Raw genomic sequence first — 18,984 nt, 5'->3', positions numbered from 1 at the left:
ACAGTCAGCCGTGCCGGCTTTGTGCGGTCACCGTGTCCTGCGCAAGCGCACCGGTGAGAAAATCAAATGCGTCATCGACCGAGTCTGCCCGATGGAACAGGTCGATGTCGCGCTCTCCTATCAGCCCCATTTCGACGAACACGTCGAAATTGATGAGTCGGTCCCAGAAGTTCTTACCATAAAGTACGACCGGAATGGGCGGCTGTTTGCCCGTTTGTATCAGCGTAAGCATCTCGAACAGTTCGTCCATCGTGCCAAAGCCGCCCGGGAAGATGATCAGCGCCTTCGCCACGTTCATGAACCAGAACTTGCGCATGAAGAAATACTTGAACTCGAAATTCAGCGCGTCGCTGATATACGCGTTCGCCCCCTGCTCATGCGGCAGTTCGATATTGTAGCCCATCGACAATTCGCGGTTGACGTCCGCAGCCCCTCGATTGGCGGCCTCCATAATGCCCGGACCGCCGCCCGTACACACATGGTAATGCGTATCGGCGTCGTGTGTCTCCATAGTCCAGCGCGTCATGCGGGCAGCCAGTTCCCGCGCCTCGGCATAGAAATCCACTGCATCATCGACCGGATCGGGGCCGATCGGACGCAGACGCGCCGACCCCCAGAAAATCAAGGCACGATGCACGTTGAGTTTCTTCAACCGTTCTCTGGGTTCGAGATATTCGGACAACAGGCGCAGCGAACGCGCCTCGTCGCTGAGCATGAACTCAGCGTCTTCATAGGCCTTGGTCATTCAAACCCCGGTGAGATCAAATCGTCGTGTGCCTGATTCGGCGCTCGCGCGAGTATATCAGCGTCAAAACGGCTTACGGCGATACGCGCTGATACAGATCAAGTCGATATGTTTCAAACAATGGTTGAATTGTTTACCAACGCACCTATTAACAGGTCATAGCCAAGGCGCAGGCGCCCGTAAGGCCGCGCCGCACCAGACGAAAGAGGGATATCGCAACATGCGGATGGACAAACTGACCAGCAAACTCCAGAGCGCGCTCGGCGAGGCCCAGAGCCTGGCCGTGGGCCGAGACCACAACGAAATCCAGCCGGTGCACGTGCTGCTGGCGCTACTCGATACCGAAGGCGGCACGGTACGCCCGTTGCTCGATGGCGCGGGCCTGGACGTGCGCGATCTGCGCAACCGCCTGCTCAAGGCGCTCGACAATCTGCCGACCGTCGGCCAGGCCACCGGCGACGTGGGGGCCAGCCAGGCGCTCGTGCGCGTACTCAACCTGTCCGACAAGCTCGCCCAGAAACGCGGCGACTCGTTCATCTCCAGCGAGCTGTTCGTACTCGCCGCGCTGGAAGACAAGTCCGAGGCCGGCACCATTCTAAAGAATGCCGGCGCAACCCGGGACAAACTCACGGCCCAGATCGACAAGATCCGGGGCGGCGAGAACGTCGACGATGCCAATGCCGAAGAACAGCGCGGCGCGCTCGACAAGTACACCATCGATCTGACCGAACGGGCCGAGCAAGGCAAGCTCGACCCGGTGATCGGTCGTGACGAAGAGATTCGTCGCGTGGTGCAGGTACTTTCGCGCCGAACCAAGAACAACCCCACCCTGGTGGGCGACCCGGGCGTGGGCAAGACCGCAATCGTGGAAGGTCTGGCCCAGCGCATCATCAACGGCGAGGTGCCGGAATCGCTGCGTGACAAGCGCGTACTGGTACTCGATCTCGGCGGCATGATCGCCGGCGCCAAATACCGCGGTGAGTTCGAAGATCGCCTCAAGGGTGTGCTCTCCGACCTGTCCAAGCAGGAAGGCCGCGTGATTCTGTTCATCGACGAGATTCATACGCTCGTCGGCGCCGGCAAGGCCGAAGGCTCGATGGACGCCGGCAACATGCTCAAGCCCGCCCTGGCGCGCGGCGAGCTGCACTGCATTGGCGCGACCACGCTCAACGAATACCGCGAGAACATCGAAAAGGATGCCGCGCTCGAGCGCCGGTTCCAGAAGGTGCTGGTCGACGAGCCGGACCTGGAAGACACCATCGCGATCCTGCGTGGCCTGAAAGAGCGCTACGAGGTCCACCACGGTGTGGATATCACCGACGGCGCTATCATCGCGGCCGCCAAGCTGTCCCAGCGCTATATCACCGACCGCAAGCTGCCGGACAAGGCTATCGACCTCATCGACGAGGCCGCCTCCAAGATCCGTATCGAGATCGATTCCAAGCCGGAAGAGCTCGATCGCCTGGACCGGCGCCTGATTCAGCTCAAGATCGAGAAACAGGCGCTGTCCAAGGAATCCGACGAAGGCTCGAAGGCGCGTCTGGACAAGCTCGACGAGGAAATCGCCGAACTCGAACGCGAGTATTCCGACCTGGAGGAAATCTGGAAGTCGGAGAAGGCGTCGGTGGCGGGTGCCGCCAACAAGCGCGAAGAGCTCGAACAGGCCAAAAAGGAACTGGAAGCCGCCCAGCGTGCCCGCGATTTCGACCGCATGTCGGAACTACAGTACGGGCGTATTCCCCAGCTCGAGCGCGAACTCACCGAGGCCCAGGCGGCCGAGCAGAAACCGGCGGCCCTGAAGCTGCTGCGCAATAACGTCACCGACGAGGAAGTCGCCGAAATCGTATCGCGCTGGACCGGTATCCCGGTCTCGCGCATGCTTGAAGCCGAACGCGACAAGCTGCTGCGCATGGAGGATTCACTCCACGAGCGCGTCATCGGCCAGGACGAAGCGGTTTCGGCGGTATCCGACGCCATCCGGCGTTCCCGCTCGGGCCTGTCGGACCCGAACCGGCCGATCGGCTCGTTCTTGTTCCTCGGCCCCACCGGTGTGGGCAAGACCGAGTTGTGCAAGTCGATTGCCACCTTCCTGTTCGACAGCGAATCGGCGATGGTGCGTATCGACATGTCCGAGTTCATGGAAAAACACTCGGTCGCACGTCTGATCGGCGCGCCGCCCGGCTATGTCGGCTATGAACAGGGCGGCTATCTGACCGAGGCGGTGCGCCGTAAGCCCTATTCCGTGATCCTGCTCGACGAAGTCGAAAAAGCCCATAACGATGTGTTCAACATCCTGTTGCAGGTGCTCGACGACGGACGGCTTACCGACGGTCAGGGCCGTACGGTGGACTTTCGCAACACCGTGATCGTGATGACCTCGAATCTGGGCAGTCAGCTCATCCAGGAGCTGTCCGATACCAGCTACGAGACCATGCGCGAATCGGTAATGGAAGTCGTCGCCCAGCATTTCCGGCCCGAGTTCATCAACCGTATCGACGAATCGGTGGTCTTCCATCCGCTGGGCCAGTCCCAGATCCGCGAGATCGCCCGGATTCAGATGCGCGAACTGCATCAGCGTCTGGCTGAACGCGAGCTTACGCTGGATATCAGCGATGCGGCGCTCGACAAGCTCGCCGAAGCCGGTTTCGATCCGGTCTATGGCGCGCGCCCGCTCAAGCGCTCGATCCAGACGCTGGTGGAAAACCCGCTCGCCAAACGGATCCTGTCCGGCGAGTTCGTGGCTGGCGATACGGTCAAGGTCGATCTCGGCGCGGATACCGAGCTGCATTTCGACAAGGCCGCCTAAGGCCTGCCCAGGGCGGCGCCACCCGGCGCCGCCTGCGGTTTCGTTGCAGAAATTCGCCGATTTCAGGCCGTCCGGCCCTCACCCACCCTCGTTTGTTAAAGCCTTCGCAACCGGCCACCGGCGTCTTGACCACGTATGAAGCGCGGTTGGCTGCCCGAGCTAGGTAGCTTGTCCGCGAAAAACGCAAAGACACGGTAATAAGGCGAAAGATAGATCGCGTAGCCCAGGTGGTCTGCTGGCGTGGTTGTGGGCATGTCGGCGAGCGCGTTTCGAAAACGCCACGTCTAGGCGATACCCAACCCGCGGCGGGCAGTCACCGTTCGCACGATATGTCGCTCATGCGAGCCGCGTAACCGCCGCAGCGGGGCAGTAAGGTCTTCAATCCGCGAATGAACGCAAACGGCGCGAATGGCGAAACGCATTCGACAACTCGGCGACTACGGGCGACCACGGGCGACGGCCGGGCGGGTCGCGCAAGGCGCTGAACACGCACGCTTGCACCGATCTGTATGGCGGACAAAATGCGTGCTTACGCACAGCTGACAGAGTGCCGACCTACTAGGGTCAGTGTTTTGCAACAGCAGCGAAGGCTACGCGGTATCGCCCTGCTGACGGCGTGGTGATAACGCCGGCGCATTCTGCGCTAGCGTTCGCAGGCACGTGGCAGCTGCTGCTCACAGCGCGCGAGCATCTGCTCGTTGAATGCTGTTTTATAGTCGAAATATGCGTCGATAAAGTCGCGCCAGGCCTGTCCGCTGTAGTGCGACTCGGCTTGCTCATCCTGCACGGCGTCCGGCGCCATCAATTGGATCAGCTCCACAGCCAACGGATCGGCCGCGATCTTGTCGGCGTTGCGCTCATGATCCACATCCGCCCAGCGATCGTGTGCCAGTCCCGGATAAACAACGCCACCCGGCGTCGACGGCAGAAGCACATGCACGCCGCGGTCTGCCAATTCATTAGCGTCCGCTTTCGGCGACCGGGCGCGGATGCGGCGCGTGCGCTCAGCGTAAATCGGGGCGAAATGCGCGGCGATTGCGCGTGCTTTCACACGCCGTTTCTCATCGGTGTTGTTCAGCCAATCGTAGGCTTCGACAAACGGAATGAGCGGCAGTGCCACCAGCAATGCAGAGACGGTAGACAGGCCCGCCAGGGCACCGCCACCGCCATGCTCGACGTCTCTACTTTCGCGTGGGGCGTTCGAGGCACACGACACATGCCCAAACGTTGCGACCAGCAAACACAGGATTTGGGCTTTCTTCCCGGCGTTCATCCGCCACCTTGCGACTTGGGCGTGATTACGAACGATCCACACGAGGCTTGAACAAAGTTCGCGCGACCGACTTTCGCGCGTAAAGACACGGCCTGATCCGTATTTGCCGCGCCCCACGCCTGATCGCAACTTCGCGTATTCATCTTGGCTGGCGTTCGAGCCAGGCTGACGTAGATTTCATCAATAGCCGGTCATGTATTAACAATTGGGCCAACGCGATGCCTGCACTGAAGGAAATTCTTCCGTGCGATCCGAACGATCTGAATAAGCCTCGATTCATGGACAAATCACACTTTCCAACGTGACCGCGAATATCCAAACGACGCGGCTGCGATGATCTAGCCTATAAAAGACGAACGGCCTAACTATAGGTATTTAAATAACGAAAAAGAAGTAACGGCCATTCGCGATGCGATTGTACGCGCCTGTATAGCGCGCAACCGATTATCGAACCACTTTGAATCTTTGGTTAGCCTTGGCCCACGCGATACAAACAGCCTTGTAACCGGCCATCTGCAAGCCGCATCGCATGGTCGGCAAGGCCATAGCTCATTTCAGCGTCGACAAAGGTATGCCATGAAACGAATCATCTTGCTCTCGGCCGCCGCCGCGGTTTTCTCGACCTCGGCGTGGTCCGCAGGACACGTCAAGCCGGGGGAATATACCGTCACATCGACGGCGTACAACGAGACCGAGCCCACAAAGGAATCAAGCTTTTGCTTTACGGCAGAAGAAGCCGAGGATTTGGAAAAGGCGCTGCGAGAACAACTCGACATCTGGCCCGAGAACGACAACGAAGCGCTGGACGTCAAGATCTACAACGACGAGCATTTTTCGACCGATATCACGTTCGCCGCCAACAGCCAGGAACCACTGACAATGATCTGGGAAGGCCGCTGGGTCGGCGAATGCCCGTCCTAGTATCGCCGCAGGCCCGTACTCGCCCCGTTACGGGATAGAGGCGCCCGCCCGGGCACGGCTGTGCCCATGCCATGCCTGCCGCGGCGGTCGAGCGCGGCACGCCCGCCCCTTTTTACAGACTCTGCATGGTCTGTCGCATCCGTTTGCGCAACTCGGCGTCGGGCAGTTTGCCGTAGCCGGCGTGCATGTTGTCGCGCAAATGCTCCGGGTCGCTGGTTGCGGGAATGACGGCGGTGACGGTTTCGTTGGCCAGCACGTATTTGAGTGCGAACTGAGCCCAGGAGAAACAATCGAATTCGCGCGCATAGTCAGGCAGTTGCTTGCCGCGTGTTTCAGCGAAGATGCGACCGTCGTTAAAGGCGCGATTAACGAGCACGGCGATGCCGTGATCGGCGGCCAGCGGTAGTAGCCGTTTTTCGGCATCCGGGGTCATGATCGAGTAGTTGAACTGCACGAAATCCAGATCCTTGGTGGCCATCTGGTGTTCGAGCTCTTCGAAGGCACGGGTCAGATAATGGGTGATGCCGATATAGCGCACCCGCCCTTCGTCCTTGAGCTGTTTGAGCGTTGCCCACTGATTGTCGAGCCCGATGAAGTTGTGGATCTGAAGCAGATCGATTGGCTCGCCGAGTTCATCGATGGACGCACGAAACTGGTCCAGCGTCTGCTCGCGGCTGCGCTTGCGCACCTTGGTGGCCATGAACAACTGATCGCGCACACCGGTATCGCGTGCAATGGTGCCGATATTGGTCTCGGCGTTACCGTATGACGGCGAGGTATCCACGACCGTGCCGCCCAGCTCGACGAACGTCTTCATGACCGTGCGCAGATCAGCGAGCGTGGCTTCGTTACGGGTGGCAAAGGAGCCGGACGAGCCCATACCAATGACCGGAATCTGCTCGCCCGTGGCGGGAATGGCGCGTTTACGCATCGCCTGTTCGGCCGCTCCCGCATCGATCTGCGCAGCCAGTGACAGCTGCCAGGGCAATGCGGCCAGCGTGGCGCCGGCCGCGCCGTAGCCCAGCACGCGGCGTCGCGTGTACGACTTGTCGAGTATTGAATCGTCTCGGCTCATAAACCACCTCGATGCGTTGGTGATGTGGTGTCGTGATGATCGTGTTGTGCTCGCGCGTTTCGCGCCCGTCCGAGCAGGATGCCGCATACCGCCCAGAGCGTGGCAAGCGGCACCGCCGCAAAGGCCAGCGCCGCAAGCCCGAGCCCGAGCGCCGACAAGCCCGTGAACAACCAGCCGCTGGCGGCATCGCCGCCGCGATAGACCACGGTATCGATAAAGTTCTTGGCCTTGTATTTGTCCTCGGTACTGACCACGGAGAACAGCATCTCACGTGCGGGTTTGGTGATTGCGTAGTTGCCGGCACGCCGGACGACCTGAAATACCACCAGCACCGCAAGCGTGGGTGCGATGCCCAGCGCGCCGAAGCCGGCCGCCACGGCCAGCGGAATCATCGCCAGCGCGACCGGCAACCCGAGCCATGCAACCAGACGCGCGGTCGCAAAAAACTGCAATGCCAGCGTGAGGGTGTTGGTGGCCAGGTCCATGGCGGCGAACACCTGGGTGCGCTGGGCGCTGTCGGAAAACGCGTTTTCGACGATGCGCGCCTGCTCGAAATACAGAAAGGTCGACAGCGCCGAATAGAACACGATGAACACACAGATGCCGAGCAGGTACGGCGAACGTGCGACATGCGTGGCCCCAGCCCAGACACTTTCGCGACGCCCTCGCGCATTAGGCGGCGCGTGGCTCGGGTCATCAGCGCTCGGCATGACCTGCAACGCACACACGATCGCGGCCAATAGCAATACCGCCGATAACGGCAGCAGGTTGACCGGCCGCAGATATTCGACCAGCAGCGTCGTCAGCCCGGGGCCCACGATCGCGCCAAGACTGCCGCCAGCGGCAATCAGCCCGAACAGTCGCAGCGCCTGCGCCTGATTGAACCGGTCGTTCATCACGCTCCAGAACAGCGATATGACGAACAGATTGAACACGCTCACCCAGACGAAAAACGCTCGGGCGGTCCAGGCGGGTGCGATGCCAGCGCGCAGCAACACGAAGAACACGAGCAGGTTGACGACGAAAAAGCCGTAGCTGACCACCACGACACCGCGACGCGAAAAACGCGCCACCGCCCAGCCGAATGCCGGCACGACTGCCAGCATGAGGATGAACGTAGCCGAAAACACCCAGGCCAACGCATCCACGCCGCCCTGGATACCCATTTCGTCGCGCAACGGGCGCAGGATGTAGTAGCCGCACAGCAAACAGAAGAAATACGCGAACGACCATGCCACCGGACCGAACTCGCCCGGTTGCAGCTTGAACAGGCCTGCAAGACGGCCGGTCATGTTTTTTCTCGTAGCGACAAGGTGTTGTGCATGCCGACCGTTTCGATTGAAAGCACGAGTAACAGACCTTACCTAAGGTGGCGACACGAAACAGGAGTCACGTATGCAATACATCAACGCAAACGGCGCAAAAATCCCGGCGATCGGGTTTGGTACGTTCGAACTCGAGCCGGCAGACGCCGAATCGATGGTCGCCCACGCTCTGGAGGTGGGGTACCGGCATATCGATACCGCGCAGATGTACAAAAACGAGGAAGCGGTCGGCCGCGGGCTCAAGCAGTCCGGCCTGGATCGCGAAGACATCTTCCTGACCACCAAGGTATGGACCGACCAGTTCGCCGATGGCGATCTGCAGGCCTCGGTACGCGAAAGCCTGCAAAAGCTGGATACCGAATATGTCGACCTGTTGCTATTGCACTGGCCGAACCCGGATATCTCGCTCAAGGAAACGCTGGGCGCGCTCAACGAGGTGCGTGAACAGGGTCTGGCCCGCAATATCGGGGTCAGCAACTTCACCACTACCCTCATCGAGGAAGCGGTCGGTCAATCCACCGCCCCGCTGGCGACCAATCAGGTCGAATTTCATCCCTACATCAGCCAGAAGCAGGTGCTGGACAAACTCGCCGAGCACGGCATGGCGCTGACCGCCTATTGCCCGCTCGCACAGGGCCGTGTGTTCAAGGAACCCACGCTCGAGCGTATCGGCAAGGCCCACGGCAAGAATGGCGGCCAGGTGGCGCTGCGCTGGCTGATCCAGCATGGCGACGTCGTGGCCATCCCGCGCTCCTCGAACAAGGAACACGTGACCAACAACTTCGAGATCTTCGATTTCGAGCTCACCGAGGAAGAAATGCGTGAAATCGAAGCGCTGCATTCCGAGGACGGCCGTATCATCAATCCTTCCTTCGCCCCGGATTGGGATAACGCTGCCTGAGAATTGGCGCAACATCGCCAATGACGACAAAGGCCGCGTCCGTATTCGGGCGCGGCCTTTGTCGTTCTAAGTGTCTGCGGTCGCGATAGCGGCGAGCGCTAGCGTGCGCCGGCCGCGATCCGGCGCTTGGCCATGTCCAGGGCAACCGCCTCCGGCGGACGCCGCTCGGCACGAGCCTGTTCGAAGATTTCGTCGAGCGTGGTTTCGATCGACGCCACACGAAAACGCACGCGCTCGGCGTTGTAGCCTTCGCTATCGAGCTCGTCGCTGACGTTGATCAGCCCGCCGGCATTGATGACATAGTCCGGCGCATAGACGATACCGCGCTCGGCCAGACGCATGCCGTCTTCCGGCGTGGCCAGCTGGTTGTTGGCGGCGCCGGCCACGATCGCGCACTGCAGCTCGGCGATCCGGGTTTCGTCGAGAATCGCGCCGACCCCGCTGGGCGCAAAGATATCTACGGCTTCGGCATGGATGCGATCGTTATCCACGATCGTCGCGCCGGCCTGGGCGGCACGTTCGCAGGCCTGGTCGTCGATATCGGAGGCGCGCACCTGGGCACCCATGCCAATCAGGCGTTCGATAATCGCCAGGCCCACATGGCCACAGCCCTGAACGGCGACCTGCAGGCCGTCGAATTCGACGGGGCGCTGGCCAGCCCGCAGCGCGGCGCGCATACCGGCGATGACGCCGTCAGCGGTATGCGGTGAGGGATCGCCCGAGCCGCCCGCTTCCAGACTGCGCCCGACTGCATGCGGGGTCACTTCGTTGAGCAGCGCGATATCGGATTCGCTCATGCCCATATCCTCGGTGGCGACATAGCGCCCGGCCAGGCCATCAATCGCGCGGCCCAGCGCATGCATGCCCGCCTCGCGATCCCGCGGGAACGGCGCCATCACCACGGCCTTGGCGCCGCCACAGCGCAGGCCCGCACAGGCCGCCTTGTAACTCATGGCCTCCGACAGACGCAGCACATCGACCAGCGCGGCCTGCTCGTCGTCGTAGGCACGGATACGCACCCCGCCCAGGCCCGGGCCGAGCACACTCGAATGCATGGCCACGATCGCGCGCAGGCCGGTGGCTGCGTCGTGAATATGACAAACCTGTTCGTGACCGGCCGCGTCCATCTGCGAAAAAACGCTCAACACTCGCTCCTGCTCAATGACTGCATCAGCCAGCAGTCTGCCGTGCTGCCCGGCCGCTGTCGATGCGCGCCGGCAACGGTTGCGCCCGCGCAGGCCAACAGCAATACTGGCAAGGGTTTAACAGGCTGCCACGCCAACGGGCGTGACATGCGAGCAACATCGCGGCGCACCCGGACGAGCGCGTGCGCGCAGGGGCCGGGCTTTCGCGCCCGAGATCGTCATTGGGATACAAGGTTATGGTCATACGTGCATTGATCGTCGCGTTTCTTGTCGTAGCGAGCGCGACCGCCTCGGCACAGGCCGGCGGTATCGAAGTCGAGCTCAACAAGCTCGAACCAGTCGACGGGGCCTGTCGGGCCTATCTGGTGACCCAGAACCTCACCGATACCAACTTCCAGGATGTGCAACTGGACGTGGTGATGTTCGACAACGACGGCATCGTCGCCCGCCGGCTAGCCGTTCAGATCGGGCCGATGCCGCAGAACAAGACCAGCATCAAGGTATTCGATATCAAGAACCTGGCTTGTCAGGACATCGGCCAGCTGCTACTCAACGACGTCATCCAGTGCCGCGCCGCCGACGGCGCACGCGATGACTGCCTGTCGCTGCTGTCGGTTTCGCAGCGTGGCAACGTCCCGTTCATCAAGTAATCCGGTAGTGCGATGTCGTCATTCTTGAGCCGAACCCTGTATTCAGCCATGCGAGTGAAACCGTGAACGAGTTCCTGGATACGCTCGGCGGCGCGGTTCAAGTCATCACCCTGGGCGGGCCGGTGGTCGCCCTGCTGTTGTTGATGTCGCTGGTCGCCATCACGATTGTTTTGGCCAAACTGTTTCAGTTTCGGCGCGTACGTATCAACGACCGGCGTAGCGCGCGCAAGGCCCTGGAGCTCTATCGCGACGGTAACGCCAGCGCGGCCATGACCAGCGCGCGGCGCTCGCCCAACCCGGCGGCACGCACGCTGGCCCGGGCCATCGAGCTACGTCAGCGTGCCGATGTGCCCGAAAGCGTACTGCGTGAAGACGTCATGCAATACGGCAGCGATATGCTCGAATCCCTGCGCAGCCATCTGCGCCCGCTCGAAGTGATCGCTGCACTCGCGCCGCTGCTCGGCCTGCTGGGCACGGTGCTGGGCATGATCGAAGCCTTTCGCGATCTCGAACAGGCCGGCAGCCAGGTCGACCCGGCGGTCTTGTCGGGTGGTATCTGGCAGGCGCTGCTGACCACGGCCGTGGGCCTGGCGGTGGCCATGCCGGTGATCGTGGCCCTCAACTGGCTCGAACGGGCCGTCGATCGCTGTGCCCACGAAATGGACAGCGTCGTAACCCGGGTATTCACCGCCAATCTCACGCGTCCCAGCGCGCCAATCGCACACGACGATGACGACGAGCACCGCCGCAACACCCCGTTCGTTTAGCGCCGGGCTGCGTGCGAACCGGCGGCGGCGTTCGCTGATCAGCCTGACGCCGCTGATCGATGTCGTATTCATCCTGCTGCTGTTTTTCATGCTCGCGTCGAGCTTTCTCGATCTGCACTCGATCGTGCTCGACGCGCCGGCGAAAGGCAGCGGCGCGCCGGCGGTCGAAGGTGCGTTGCTGGTGGATGTGCGCCTGGACGGTGTGCGTTTCGCCGGCCAATACGTGGGTATGGACGAGCTTGTCCAGCGCGTGCGTATCGCGCTGGCCGATGCCCCGGACCGGCGCGTTCTGGTACGGCCGGCCGAACGGGTGAAACTGCAGGATACGGTGCGTATCCTCGACGCCCTGTCGGCCGCGGGTGTGACTCGTCTGTCGTTGATGGAAACCGTGCCCGGCGCCAGCCGACGTTAAGCCATGGCCATGCATTTCCCACGCAGCCAACGTTCCCGTGTCAACGGCGATGACTCCATCCTGCCGCTGACCAATGTGGTATTTCTGCTGCTGATCTTTTTCATGCTCGCCGGCCGCCTGGCCTCGCCCGAGGCCTTCGATATCCAGCCGCCGGTCTCCACCAGCGAAGCCCAGGCCCGCCGCGACGGCCTCGAAATCCAGATTGCGGCCAGCGGCGATATCGCTGTCGACGGGCAACCGATCGACCTCGACGCCCTGCAGGAGCGCGTTGCTAACGACCTCAAGGCCGACCCAGCCCTGGCCATCCGCCTGAAGGCCGATGGCGAAGGCGACGCAACCCGTGTGGTGGCCGTGATGCAGGTGCTGCGCGATGCGGGTGCCGAAAAGCTGCGTCTGATCACGCTGGCCCCGGAATAGCCCGCGCGATGGGCATTTCCAACCGCCAATGGTTGCTCGCACTCGCCACCGCCGTGGCTGTACATGGGGTGTTGCTGGCACTGTTGCTGTTCGGCGGCTTCGATCGCAATAATGCGCCCGAATCACCACGCGGCGTCATGGTATCGCTGGATCGTCTCGACCCCGGCCCGCCACCCGAGGCGATGGCCGCCGAGGCACCCGTGGATGCGCCCACGCCGGAACCTGCCGCGGCCAGCGCGCCACCCGCAGCTGAAACCAGCGCGTCCGAAGCCAGTGCCGTAGCGCCCCCCGAAGCCGCCGAGGAAGTCGCCAATATCGGCCCGGTACCGGCCGAAAGCCCGGCCGCGGCGCAGACTGCGTCACCCGATGCCAGCGCCCAGGCGATCGAAGCCGCACCGGCCATCGCCCCAGCCGCGGAACCGGCCAATGCGGTTGCGGTAGCGCCGATCAACGCGATCGAGGCGGTGCAGCCCAGCGAGCAGGTCACGGCTCAGGCACCGCAGGTGGAACAGGCCGAAACCCGCGAACTCGACAGCGATGCCAACGGTGCCTTCGGCAACAGCGACGAATCCACCGACGACTATATCGTGCGCCTGCGTGCGTGGATGTCACGGCACAAAGAATATCCGGCGGCTGCCCGGCAGGCCGAGATCGAAGGTACCGTGCGCCTGTATATCGTCGTCGATCAGAACGGACAGATCGTCAGCCGACGTATTACCCAGAGTTCGGGATCGGCGCTGCTCGATCGCGCGGCCGAACAGATGCTGACCCGTGCCGAGCCATTGCCCCGCATGCCGGCTTCGATGCGCCGCAACCGTCTGGAACTGGTTATTCCGGTCGTCTTTTCGCTGCGCTAGCCGCGAGTCGGTAGCGCGTTACCAGATCACCAGCTCCACACGCCGATTCTGGGCCTTGCCGACATCGCTGTTGTTGCTCGCACGCGGCACCGCATAGCCCACACCCCAGGGCTTGAGCCGGCTGCGCTCCACGCCGTAGCGACTCACCAGGGCGTTCACCACCGCTGCGGCACGCCGCTGCGACAAATCGATGTTGTAATCGAATGTGCCCCGACTATCCGTATGCCCGACCACCAGCAGTTTCAGATTGGGCCGCTCGGCCATGAGCTTGGCGATTTCCGATAGTGTCGGCCGCGACTCGGCCTTGACCTGGGTGCTATCGGTATTGAAGAAGATGCCATAGAGCGCGACACGTCCCTGCGTATCCAGATCGTTGGCCATCTGCGCGGCATTGACCGAAATCGCGCCGATCTCGCGCGGTTTGACCCGTAGCGTATCCACCTGGGCCACCACGCCGGCACTGCTCGCCGCGATCTGTATCCCCACGTAGATATCACCGTCGCTATCGGGCTTGCGGGCAGCCATGTACTGCTGATTGTCGCCGGCACCGCGAAAGCGGGCGGCATCGACCCGGTAGCCCGGCGACGCACGCAGGAAGGTGGGACCGCAATCGCTGCCCTCGCATTCGTAAACGATATCGAAGCCCGCGCGCCCGAGACGCTGCGCATACTCGGCGGCCGCCTCGTCGACCTGTGTGTTATCGGCCAGCTCGTAGGTGATCCGCGTCAGCGCCCCCTCGACCGTGCGCGTGGCCGAAATATTGCCATTGATGCCGCCGCGCTGGGCGATACGATCGACGATCAGGGGATAGGTCGCGAAGTCCTGGCGTTCGCTGGCGACCATACGGGCGGTGCTGGGCGGCGCAACGGCCGGCGTGGGCGGTGATTGCTGGGCATGGGCGGGCGCCGCAGCCACCAGGCTCACGAACACACATACACAGGCAAACAGGCAAGACGCGCATCTGATCATGTCGCGATAGTAACCGCGCCGGCTGATCCTGTCAGGCCTGCAAATGCCGGCGATGTGCGCCCAACCCCGTTAGCCGCCTGGCGCGCCCGCACACAGGCCGGCAATCCGGCCGAAGCCGAGGCAGGCAACGCCCTGCGGATACCGGACTTCGCAGCCGCTGCTCGCCGGGATGGCACGAAAAAAAAGAGCCGGTGGCGACACCGGCTCTTTTATTCACCCGAGAGGGTGGACGACTAGTTCACGCGTTCGATCACCGTCGCGATGCCCTGGCCCATGCCGATACACATCGTGGCCAGGCCCATGGTCGCATCCTTGTCTTCCAGGATATGCGCCAGTGCGCCGGTGATACGTGCGCCCGAGGTGCCCAGCGGGTGGCCGAGCGCGATCGCGCCGCCACGGATGTTGATCACATCCTGACGGTCTTCGATGCCCAGCTCCTTGAGCACCGCCAGACTTTGCGCGGCGAATGCCTCGTTAAGCTCGAAATAGTCGATATCCGAGAGACTTACGCCTGCTCGTTCGAGTGCTTTCTTGCTCGCCGGCACGGGCCCGCGCCCCATCACCGACGGGTCGCAACCGGCCACGGCCATGCCGCGAATCCGGGCCATCGGCTTCAGGCCGAGTTCCTTGGCCTTGCCGGCCGACATCACCAGCACGGCCGCCGCGCCGTCGGAGATCGCCGACGAGTTGCCGGCCGTGACCGTGCCGCCGCGCGGGTTGAACGCCGGACGCAACGAACCCAGGCCTTCCATGCTCGCATCGGCGCGCACGACCTCGTCGTGCTTGGCCATGAACATATGACCATCCGCGTCGTAGCCCTTGACCGGCACGATTTCGTCGTCGAACTCGCCGTCGACGTTCGCCTTGTGGGCACGCTGATGCGAGTTCAGGGCGAACGTATCCTGGGCCTGCCGATCGATGCTGTGGATATTGGCCAGCATTTCCGCGGTCAGGCCCATCATGGCCGCCGGCTTGGCGACATACTTGGATAGCTGCGGGGCGATGTCGACGTTGTAGTCCATGGGTACATGGCCCATGTGCTCGACGCCGCCGCAGATGAAGATGCCGTCGATACCGGCTGCGATCTGGCCGACCGCGGTATGAATCGACTGCATGGACGAACCGCACAGGCGGTTCACGGTCTGGCCGGCCACTGCATGCGGCAATCCGGCCAGCAACGCGGCGTTACGCCCGATGTTGAGGCCCTGCTCCTTGGTCTGCTGCACGCAGCCCCAGATCACATCTTCCACGGTTTCCGGGTCGATCGCGGAATTGCGCTCGAGCAGCGCTTTCATAAGCGCGGCCGAGAGCTCTTCGGCACGGGTGTTACGAAACATGCCGCCCTTCGAGCGGCCCATCGCGGTACGTACCGCGTCGACTATAACAATGTCTTGTTTATCAAGTTCTTGCATGATTTTCTCTCGAAACGGGTTGAGCCTTACGCCTTACTGTCCGTAGTACGTTTCGCCGTTGGCGGCCATTTCACGCATGCGCTCGGTCGGCTCGTAGAGTTTGCCGAGGTGGCTGTACTGATCGGCCTTCTCACAGACCGTGGCCAGGCCCTGCGCATCGGCGTACTTGAGCGCGCCGCCGCGGAACGGCGGGAAACCCAGCCCCATGATCAGGCCCATATCGACCTCGTTCGGGGTTTCGGCGATCCCTTCCTCGAGCGCGCGTGCGGCTTCGATGATCATCGGGATCATCATGCGGTCGACGATCTCGTCGGCGTCGAAATCCTTCTGGCCGTCCTTCTGCACGCTGGCGACCAGCTCGTAGGCCTTGTCGTCCTGCGTCTTCTTGGGACGACCTTTCTTGTCCTTCTCGTACTTGTAGTAGCCGGCGCCACTCTTCTGCCCCAGACGGTCGTTTTCGACCATGACGTCCAGCGACGACGTGCCCTCGCTGGTCATACGATCCGGGTAACCTTCGGCCAGCACTTCCTCGACGTGCTGCGACGTATCCATGCCGACCACGTCGGACAGATAGGCCGGGCCCATGGGCCAGCCGAACTTCTCCATGACCTTGTCGATCTTGGCGAAATCAGCGCCGTCGGTGATCAGCTGCTGGAAGCCGAAGAAGTACGGGAACAGGATGCGGTTGACCAGAAAGCCCGGGCAGTCGTTGACCACGATCGGGGTCTTGCCCAGGCGATGCGCGTAATCGACGATCGTGGCGATCGCCTCTTCCGAGCTCTTCTCGCCCTTGATGACTTCCACCAGCGGCATCTTGTGCACCGGGTTGAAGAAATGCATGCCGAGGAAGTTCTCGGGGCGCTTGAGCGCATCGGCCAGCGTGTCGATGGAAATACTTGAAGTATTGGACGCAAGTATCGTCTTTTCCGATACTTTTTCTTCCGTCTCCGCCAGCACGCTCTTCTTGATCTTCGGATTTTCGACCACCGCTTCGATCACGGCGTCGACGTTGCCGAAATCACCGTAGGTGAGCGTGGGCCGGATACGCGACATGCCTTCGGCCATCTTCGCAGTATCCATCTTGCCGCGTTCGACGCCCTTGGAGAAATGCTTGGCCGCTTCTTCCAGGCCCTGGTCGATAGCCTCTTCCTTGATGTCCTTCATCAGGATCGGCACGCCCTTGTAGGCGCTCTGGTAGGCGATACCGCCGCCCATGATCCCGGCACCGAGTACCGCGGCCTGCTCGATCGAGTGCGCGATCTTGCCGTACTTCTTGCCTTTCTTCTTGATCAGCTGGTCGTTGAGGAACAGCTGGATCAACGCGGCGGCTTCGCTGGTCTTGGCCAGCTTGATGAAACCTTCGGTTTCTTCCTTGATCGCGCCGTCGCGCTCCATGCCGGCCGCCTTGGCCATACGGTCGATGGCCTCGATCGGCGCCGGGTACTGGCCCTTGGTCTGGCCCAGGACATAGCCCTTGGACGTCTGGAACGTCATCGCGGCTTCGGTCTTGTTGAGCTTGAGCGGCGCTTTCTTCTCGGCCTTGCGGGCCTTCCAGTCGAACTCGCCGGCGATGGCGCGATCGAGCAGGTCACGGGCCGCGGCTTCGAGTTCATCCTCGGCGACCACGGCGTCGACCATGCCGGCCTTGAACGCCTTGTCGGCGCGGCGCGGGTTGCCGTCGGCAATCCATTCGATGGCGTTATCGGCGCCGATCAGACGCGGGGTGCGAACCGTGCCGCCGAAACCCGGATAGATACCCAGTTTGGTTTCGGGAAAACCGATCTGGGCCTTTTCGCCCATCACCCGGTAGTCGGTGGACAAACACATTTCCAGGCCGCCGCCGAGCGCCATGCCGTTGATGGCGGTCACACTCGGAAAATCCAGATCCTCGATGGTCGAGAACATGCGATTGGCATCGGCCATCCATTCACGCATCTCGTCGTCGGAGGCCTTGAAGCGCTCGCCGAACTCCATGATGTCGGCGCCCACGATGAACGCCGGCTTGGCCGACTTGACCAGCAGGCCCTTGACGTCATCGGCATGCGCCAAGGCCTTTGCGGCCTCGTTGAGATCGTTGATGGTGGCCTGATCGAACTTGTTGACCGATTCTTCGCGCGCGTCGAAACACAGCACGGCGATCCCATCGGTCACGTCGACCGACAGTTTTGATCCCTCATAAAGCATGGATGCTGACTCCATTGATGATGAACGTTCACCCGTACGCGGGTTGCCTACGGGGCTTGGAACTCGGGCCAATACGGTAGCGTACTGTCGATAGGCTCACAATGCGTTCGCACGCGATGCTCCCAGCGCAGACGCCCCGGCGCCGCAATCTTTTCGTCACATTGCGCAATGTCTTTGACAGACTGTACGGGCCGTGGTTATCTACGTTTTCCCATTACTGCAAGGCGAATTCAGGCCATGGCGAAATCCGACAACCGCATCACCAAACTGCGCAAGGATGTCGACAAACTGCGCAAGAACTACACCGGCGCGTTCACGTCCGCCAATCGCGCGGTCTACGACGGTATCGAACAACTCGCCGAGCATGAGCTGGCCGCCATCAAGACGCATTACGAACAGGCAATCAAGAGCCTGAAGACATTGCGCAAGGGCGGCGCGCCACGCGAACTGGCTGTCGCCCAGCTGCAGCTGATCCAGGACACCATCGACCGGATTCTCAATAACGCCCGCGAGAGCATGGCGATTCTCGACAGCACGCGCGCGAAGATCAACGACGAGATTCGCCGCAATCTGGAAGGCAGCGAACAAATCGCGCACGACGCCGCAGTGCAAACCAAGGCCGAAGCCAAGACCGAGGCCACGCAGGCGAAAAAACGTGCGACGCAGGCCAAGAGTCAGGCCAAGCGCAAGACCCGTCAGGCGGCAAGCACGGCCAAAGCCAAGACGAGTACGGCGGCCGACAAGGCCGAATCCGCAACCGCGGATGCTGCCGCCAAGGCCGAAAGTGCAGCGCCAAGCAAGGCAAAGAGCACGGCCAAGAAACGCAGCAGTTCGACCAAGTCGACGACCAGCGCCAGCAAGAGCCGTTCCAGCACGAGCAAGCGCGCGAGCGCCGGCACCTCGTCGACCGCCAAAAAACGCAGCACGGCGAGCAAGACGGGTAGTACCTCGAAGAGCGGTGCGAAGAAATCCACGACCACGCGCAAGCGCCGTAGTGCCTCGTCATCCACGGGCAGCTCCGGTTCCGGCAGCGCGAACACCAGCAGCTCGAGCGCTTCCAGCGGCACCGATACGTCCACGAGCACGAACAACGACAGCAGCACGAACAGTTCGACCTCGAGCTGA

General features: G+C 62.1%; 17 protein-coding genes. 9 read left to right on the top strand and 8 right to left on the bottom strand.

What is annotated here, in order from left to right; all coding sequences use genetic code 11:
* Positions 1 to 4: 4 nt before the first annotated feature.
* The gene (locus S4A8_RS11005) at positions 5 to 745 is read right to left on the bottom strand and encodes an LOG family protein (protein WP_353175969.1); all 741 of its coding nucleotides are present in this window, start codon (positions 743 to 745) and stop codon (positions 5 to 7) included.
* Between the two features lie 226 nt (positions 746 to 971).
* Between S4A8_RS11005 and clpB the strand changes: the two genes are divergently transcribed.
* Entirely contained in the window at positions 972 to 3,551 is a 2,580-nt protein-coding gene (gene clpB, locus S4A8_RS11000; RefSeq protein ID WP_353176191.1) for an ATP-dependent chaperone ClpB, read from the top strand.
* A 643-nt stretch (positions 3,552 to 4,194) separates the two neighbouring features.
* Here clpB and S4A8_RS10995 read toward each other — a convergent pair.
* Complete coding sequence (locus S4A8_RS10995) at positions 4,195 to 4,824, bottom strand: hypothetical protein (RefSeq protein WP_353220174.1); 630 nt, start codon at positions 4,822 to 4,824, stop codon at positions 4,195 to 4,197.
* A gap of 576 nt (positions 4,825 to 5,400) precedes the next feature.
* On the opposite strand from S4A8_RS10995, the gene S4A8_RS10990 reads away from it, so the two are divergent.
* Positions 5,401 to 5,745: a hypothetical protein gene (locus S4A8_RS10990; RefSeq protein ID WP_353175973.1), complete on the top strand. Its 345-nt coding sequence runs from the start codon at positions 5,401 to 5,403 to the stop codon at positions 5,743 to 5,745.
* 112 nt (positions 5,746 to 5,857) lie between these two features.
* On the opposite strand, the gene S4A8_RS10985 is transcribed toward S4A8_RS10990, so the two are convergent.
* Positions 5,858 to 6,820, bottom strand: coding sequence for an aldo/keto reductase (locus S4A8_RS10985; RefSeq protein ID WP_353220173.1), 963 nt, complete (start codon positions 6,818 to 6,820; stop codon positions 5,858 to 5,860).
* A complete protein-coding gene (locus S4A8_RS10980; RefSeq protein WP_353220172.1) occupies positions 6,817 to 8,112 on the bottom strand; it encodes an NTP/NDP exchange transporter in 1,296 nt (431 codons plus the stop codon). The genes S4A8_RS10985 and S4A8_RS10980 overlap by 4 nt, the downstream gene beginning before the upstream one ends.
* 103 nt (positions 8,113 to 8,215) lie before the next feature.
* Here S4A8_RS10980 and S4A8_RS10975 point away from each other — a divergent pair, with 103 nt between their 5' ends.
* Positions 8,216 to 9,046 (top strand): aldo/keto reductase, encoded by an 831-nt coding sequence (locus tag S4A8_RS10975; protein ID WP_353220171.1) that lies wholly within the window; start codon positions 8,216 to 8,218, stop codon positions 9,044 to 9,046.
* A gap of 98 nt (positions 9,047 to 9,144) precedes the next feature.
* Here S4A8_RS10975 and S4A8_RS10970 read toward each other — a convergent pair whose 3' ends face one another.
* Positions 9,145 to 10,191 carry a Glu/Leu/Phe/Val dehydrogenase family protein gene (locus S4A8_RS10970; RefSeq protein ID WP_353175980.1) on the bottom strand — a complete coding sequence of 349 codons (1,047 nt, stop codon included), beginning with the start codon at positions 10,189 to 10,191 and terminating at the stop codon, positions 9,145 to 9,147.
* Positions 10,192 to 10,427: 236 nt separating this feature from the next.
* Here S4A8_RS10970 and S4A8_RS10965 point away from each other — a divergent pair, with 236 nt between their 5' ends.
* The 5 genes from S4A8_RS10965 to S4A8_RS10945 all read left to right on the top strand — a co-directional run bounded on the left by S4A8_RS10965 (position 10,428) and on the right by S4A8_RS10945 (position 13,294).
* A complete protein-coding gene (locus tag S4A8_RS10965; protein WP_353175981.1) occupies positions 10,428 to 10,841 on the top strand; it encodes a Tat pathway signal sequence domain protein in 414 nt (137 codons plus the stop codon).
* A gap of 62 nt (positions 10,842 to 10,903) precedes the next feature.
* Entirely contained in the window at positions 10,904 to 11,608 is a 705-nt protein-coding gene (locus S4A8_RS10960) for a MotA/TolQ/ExbB proton channel family protein (protein ID WP_353220170.1), read from the top strand.
* Positions 11,571 to 12,020: an ExbD/TolR family protein gene (locus S4A8_RS10955; RefSeq protein WP_353175984.1), complete on the top strand. Its 450-nt coding sequence runs from the start codon at positions 11,571 to 11,573 to the stop codon at positions 12,018 to 12,020. The genes S4A8_RS10960 and S4A8_RS10955 overlap by 38 nt, the downstream gene beginning before the upstream one ends.
* Positions 12,021 to 12,029: 9 nt before the next feature.
* Entirely contained in the window at positions 12,030 to 12,437 is a 408-nt protein-coding gene (locus tag S4A8_RS10950) for an ExbD/TolR family protein (protein WP_353220169.1), read from the top strand.
* 8 nt (positions 12,438 to 12,445) lie between these two features.
* On the top strand, positions 12,446 to 13,294 hold the full coding sequence (locus S4A8_RS10945) for an energy transducer TonB (RefSeq protein WP_353220168.1): 849 nt from the start codon (positions 12,446 to 12,448) through the stop codon (positions 13,292 to 13,294).
* An 18-nt stretch (positions 13,295 to 13,312) separates the two neighbouring features.
* On the opposite strand, the gene S4A8_RS10940 is transcribed toward S4A8_RS10945, so the two are convergent.
* The 3 genes from S4A8_RS10940 to fadB all read right to left on the bottom strand — a co-directional run bounded on the left by S4A8_RS10940 (position 13,313) and on the right by fadB (position 17,859).
* On the bottom strand, positions 13,313 to 14,263 hold the full coding sequence (locus S4A8_RS10940; protein WP_353220167.1) for an OmpA family protein: 951 nt from the start codon (positions 14,261 to 14,263) through the stop codon (positions 13,313 to 13,315).
* A 233-nt stretch (positions 14,264 to 14,496) separates the two neighbouring features.
* Positions 14,497 to 15,675, bottom strand: a complete 1,179-nt coding sequence (fadA, locus tag S4A8_RS10935; protein WP_353175989.1) for an acetyl-CoA C-acyltransferase FadA — start codon at positions 15,673 to 15,675, stop codon at positions 14,497 to 14,499.
* Between the two features lie 33 nt (positions 15,676 to 15,708).
* The gene (fadB, locus tag S4A8_RS10930) at positions 15,709 to 17,859 is read right to left on the bottom strand and encodes a fatty acid oxidation complex subunit alpha FadB (protein ID WP_353220166.1); all 2,151 of its coding nucleotides are present in this window, start codon (positions 17,857 to 17,859) and stop codon (positions 15,709 to 15,711) included.
* 237 nt (positions 17,860 to 18,096) lie between these two features.
* On the opposite strand from fadB, the gene S4A8_RS10925 reads away from it, so the two are divergent.
* Positions 18,097 to 18,984 (top strand): phasin family protein, encoded by an 888-nt coding sequence (locus tag S4A8_RS10925; RefSeq protein WP_353220165.1) that lies wholly within the window; start codon positions 18,097 to 18,099, stop codon positions 18,982 to 18,984.

The sequence above is a fragment of the Salinisphaera sp. S4-8 genome, assembly GCF_040361235.1.
Lineage (GTDB): Bacteria > Pseudomonadota > Gammaproteobacteria > Nevskiales > Salinisphaeraceae > Salinisphaera.
The sequence above is the reverse complement of the archived record's forward strand: the minus strand, read 5'-3'. Positions and strand labels throughout refer to the sequence as shown.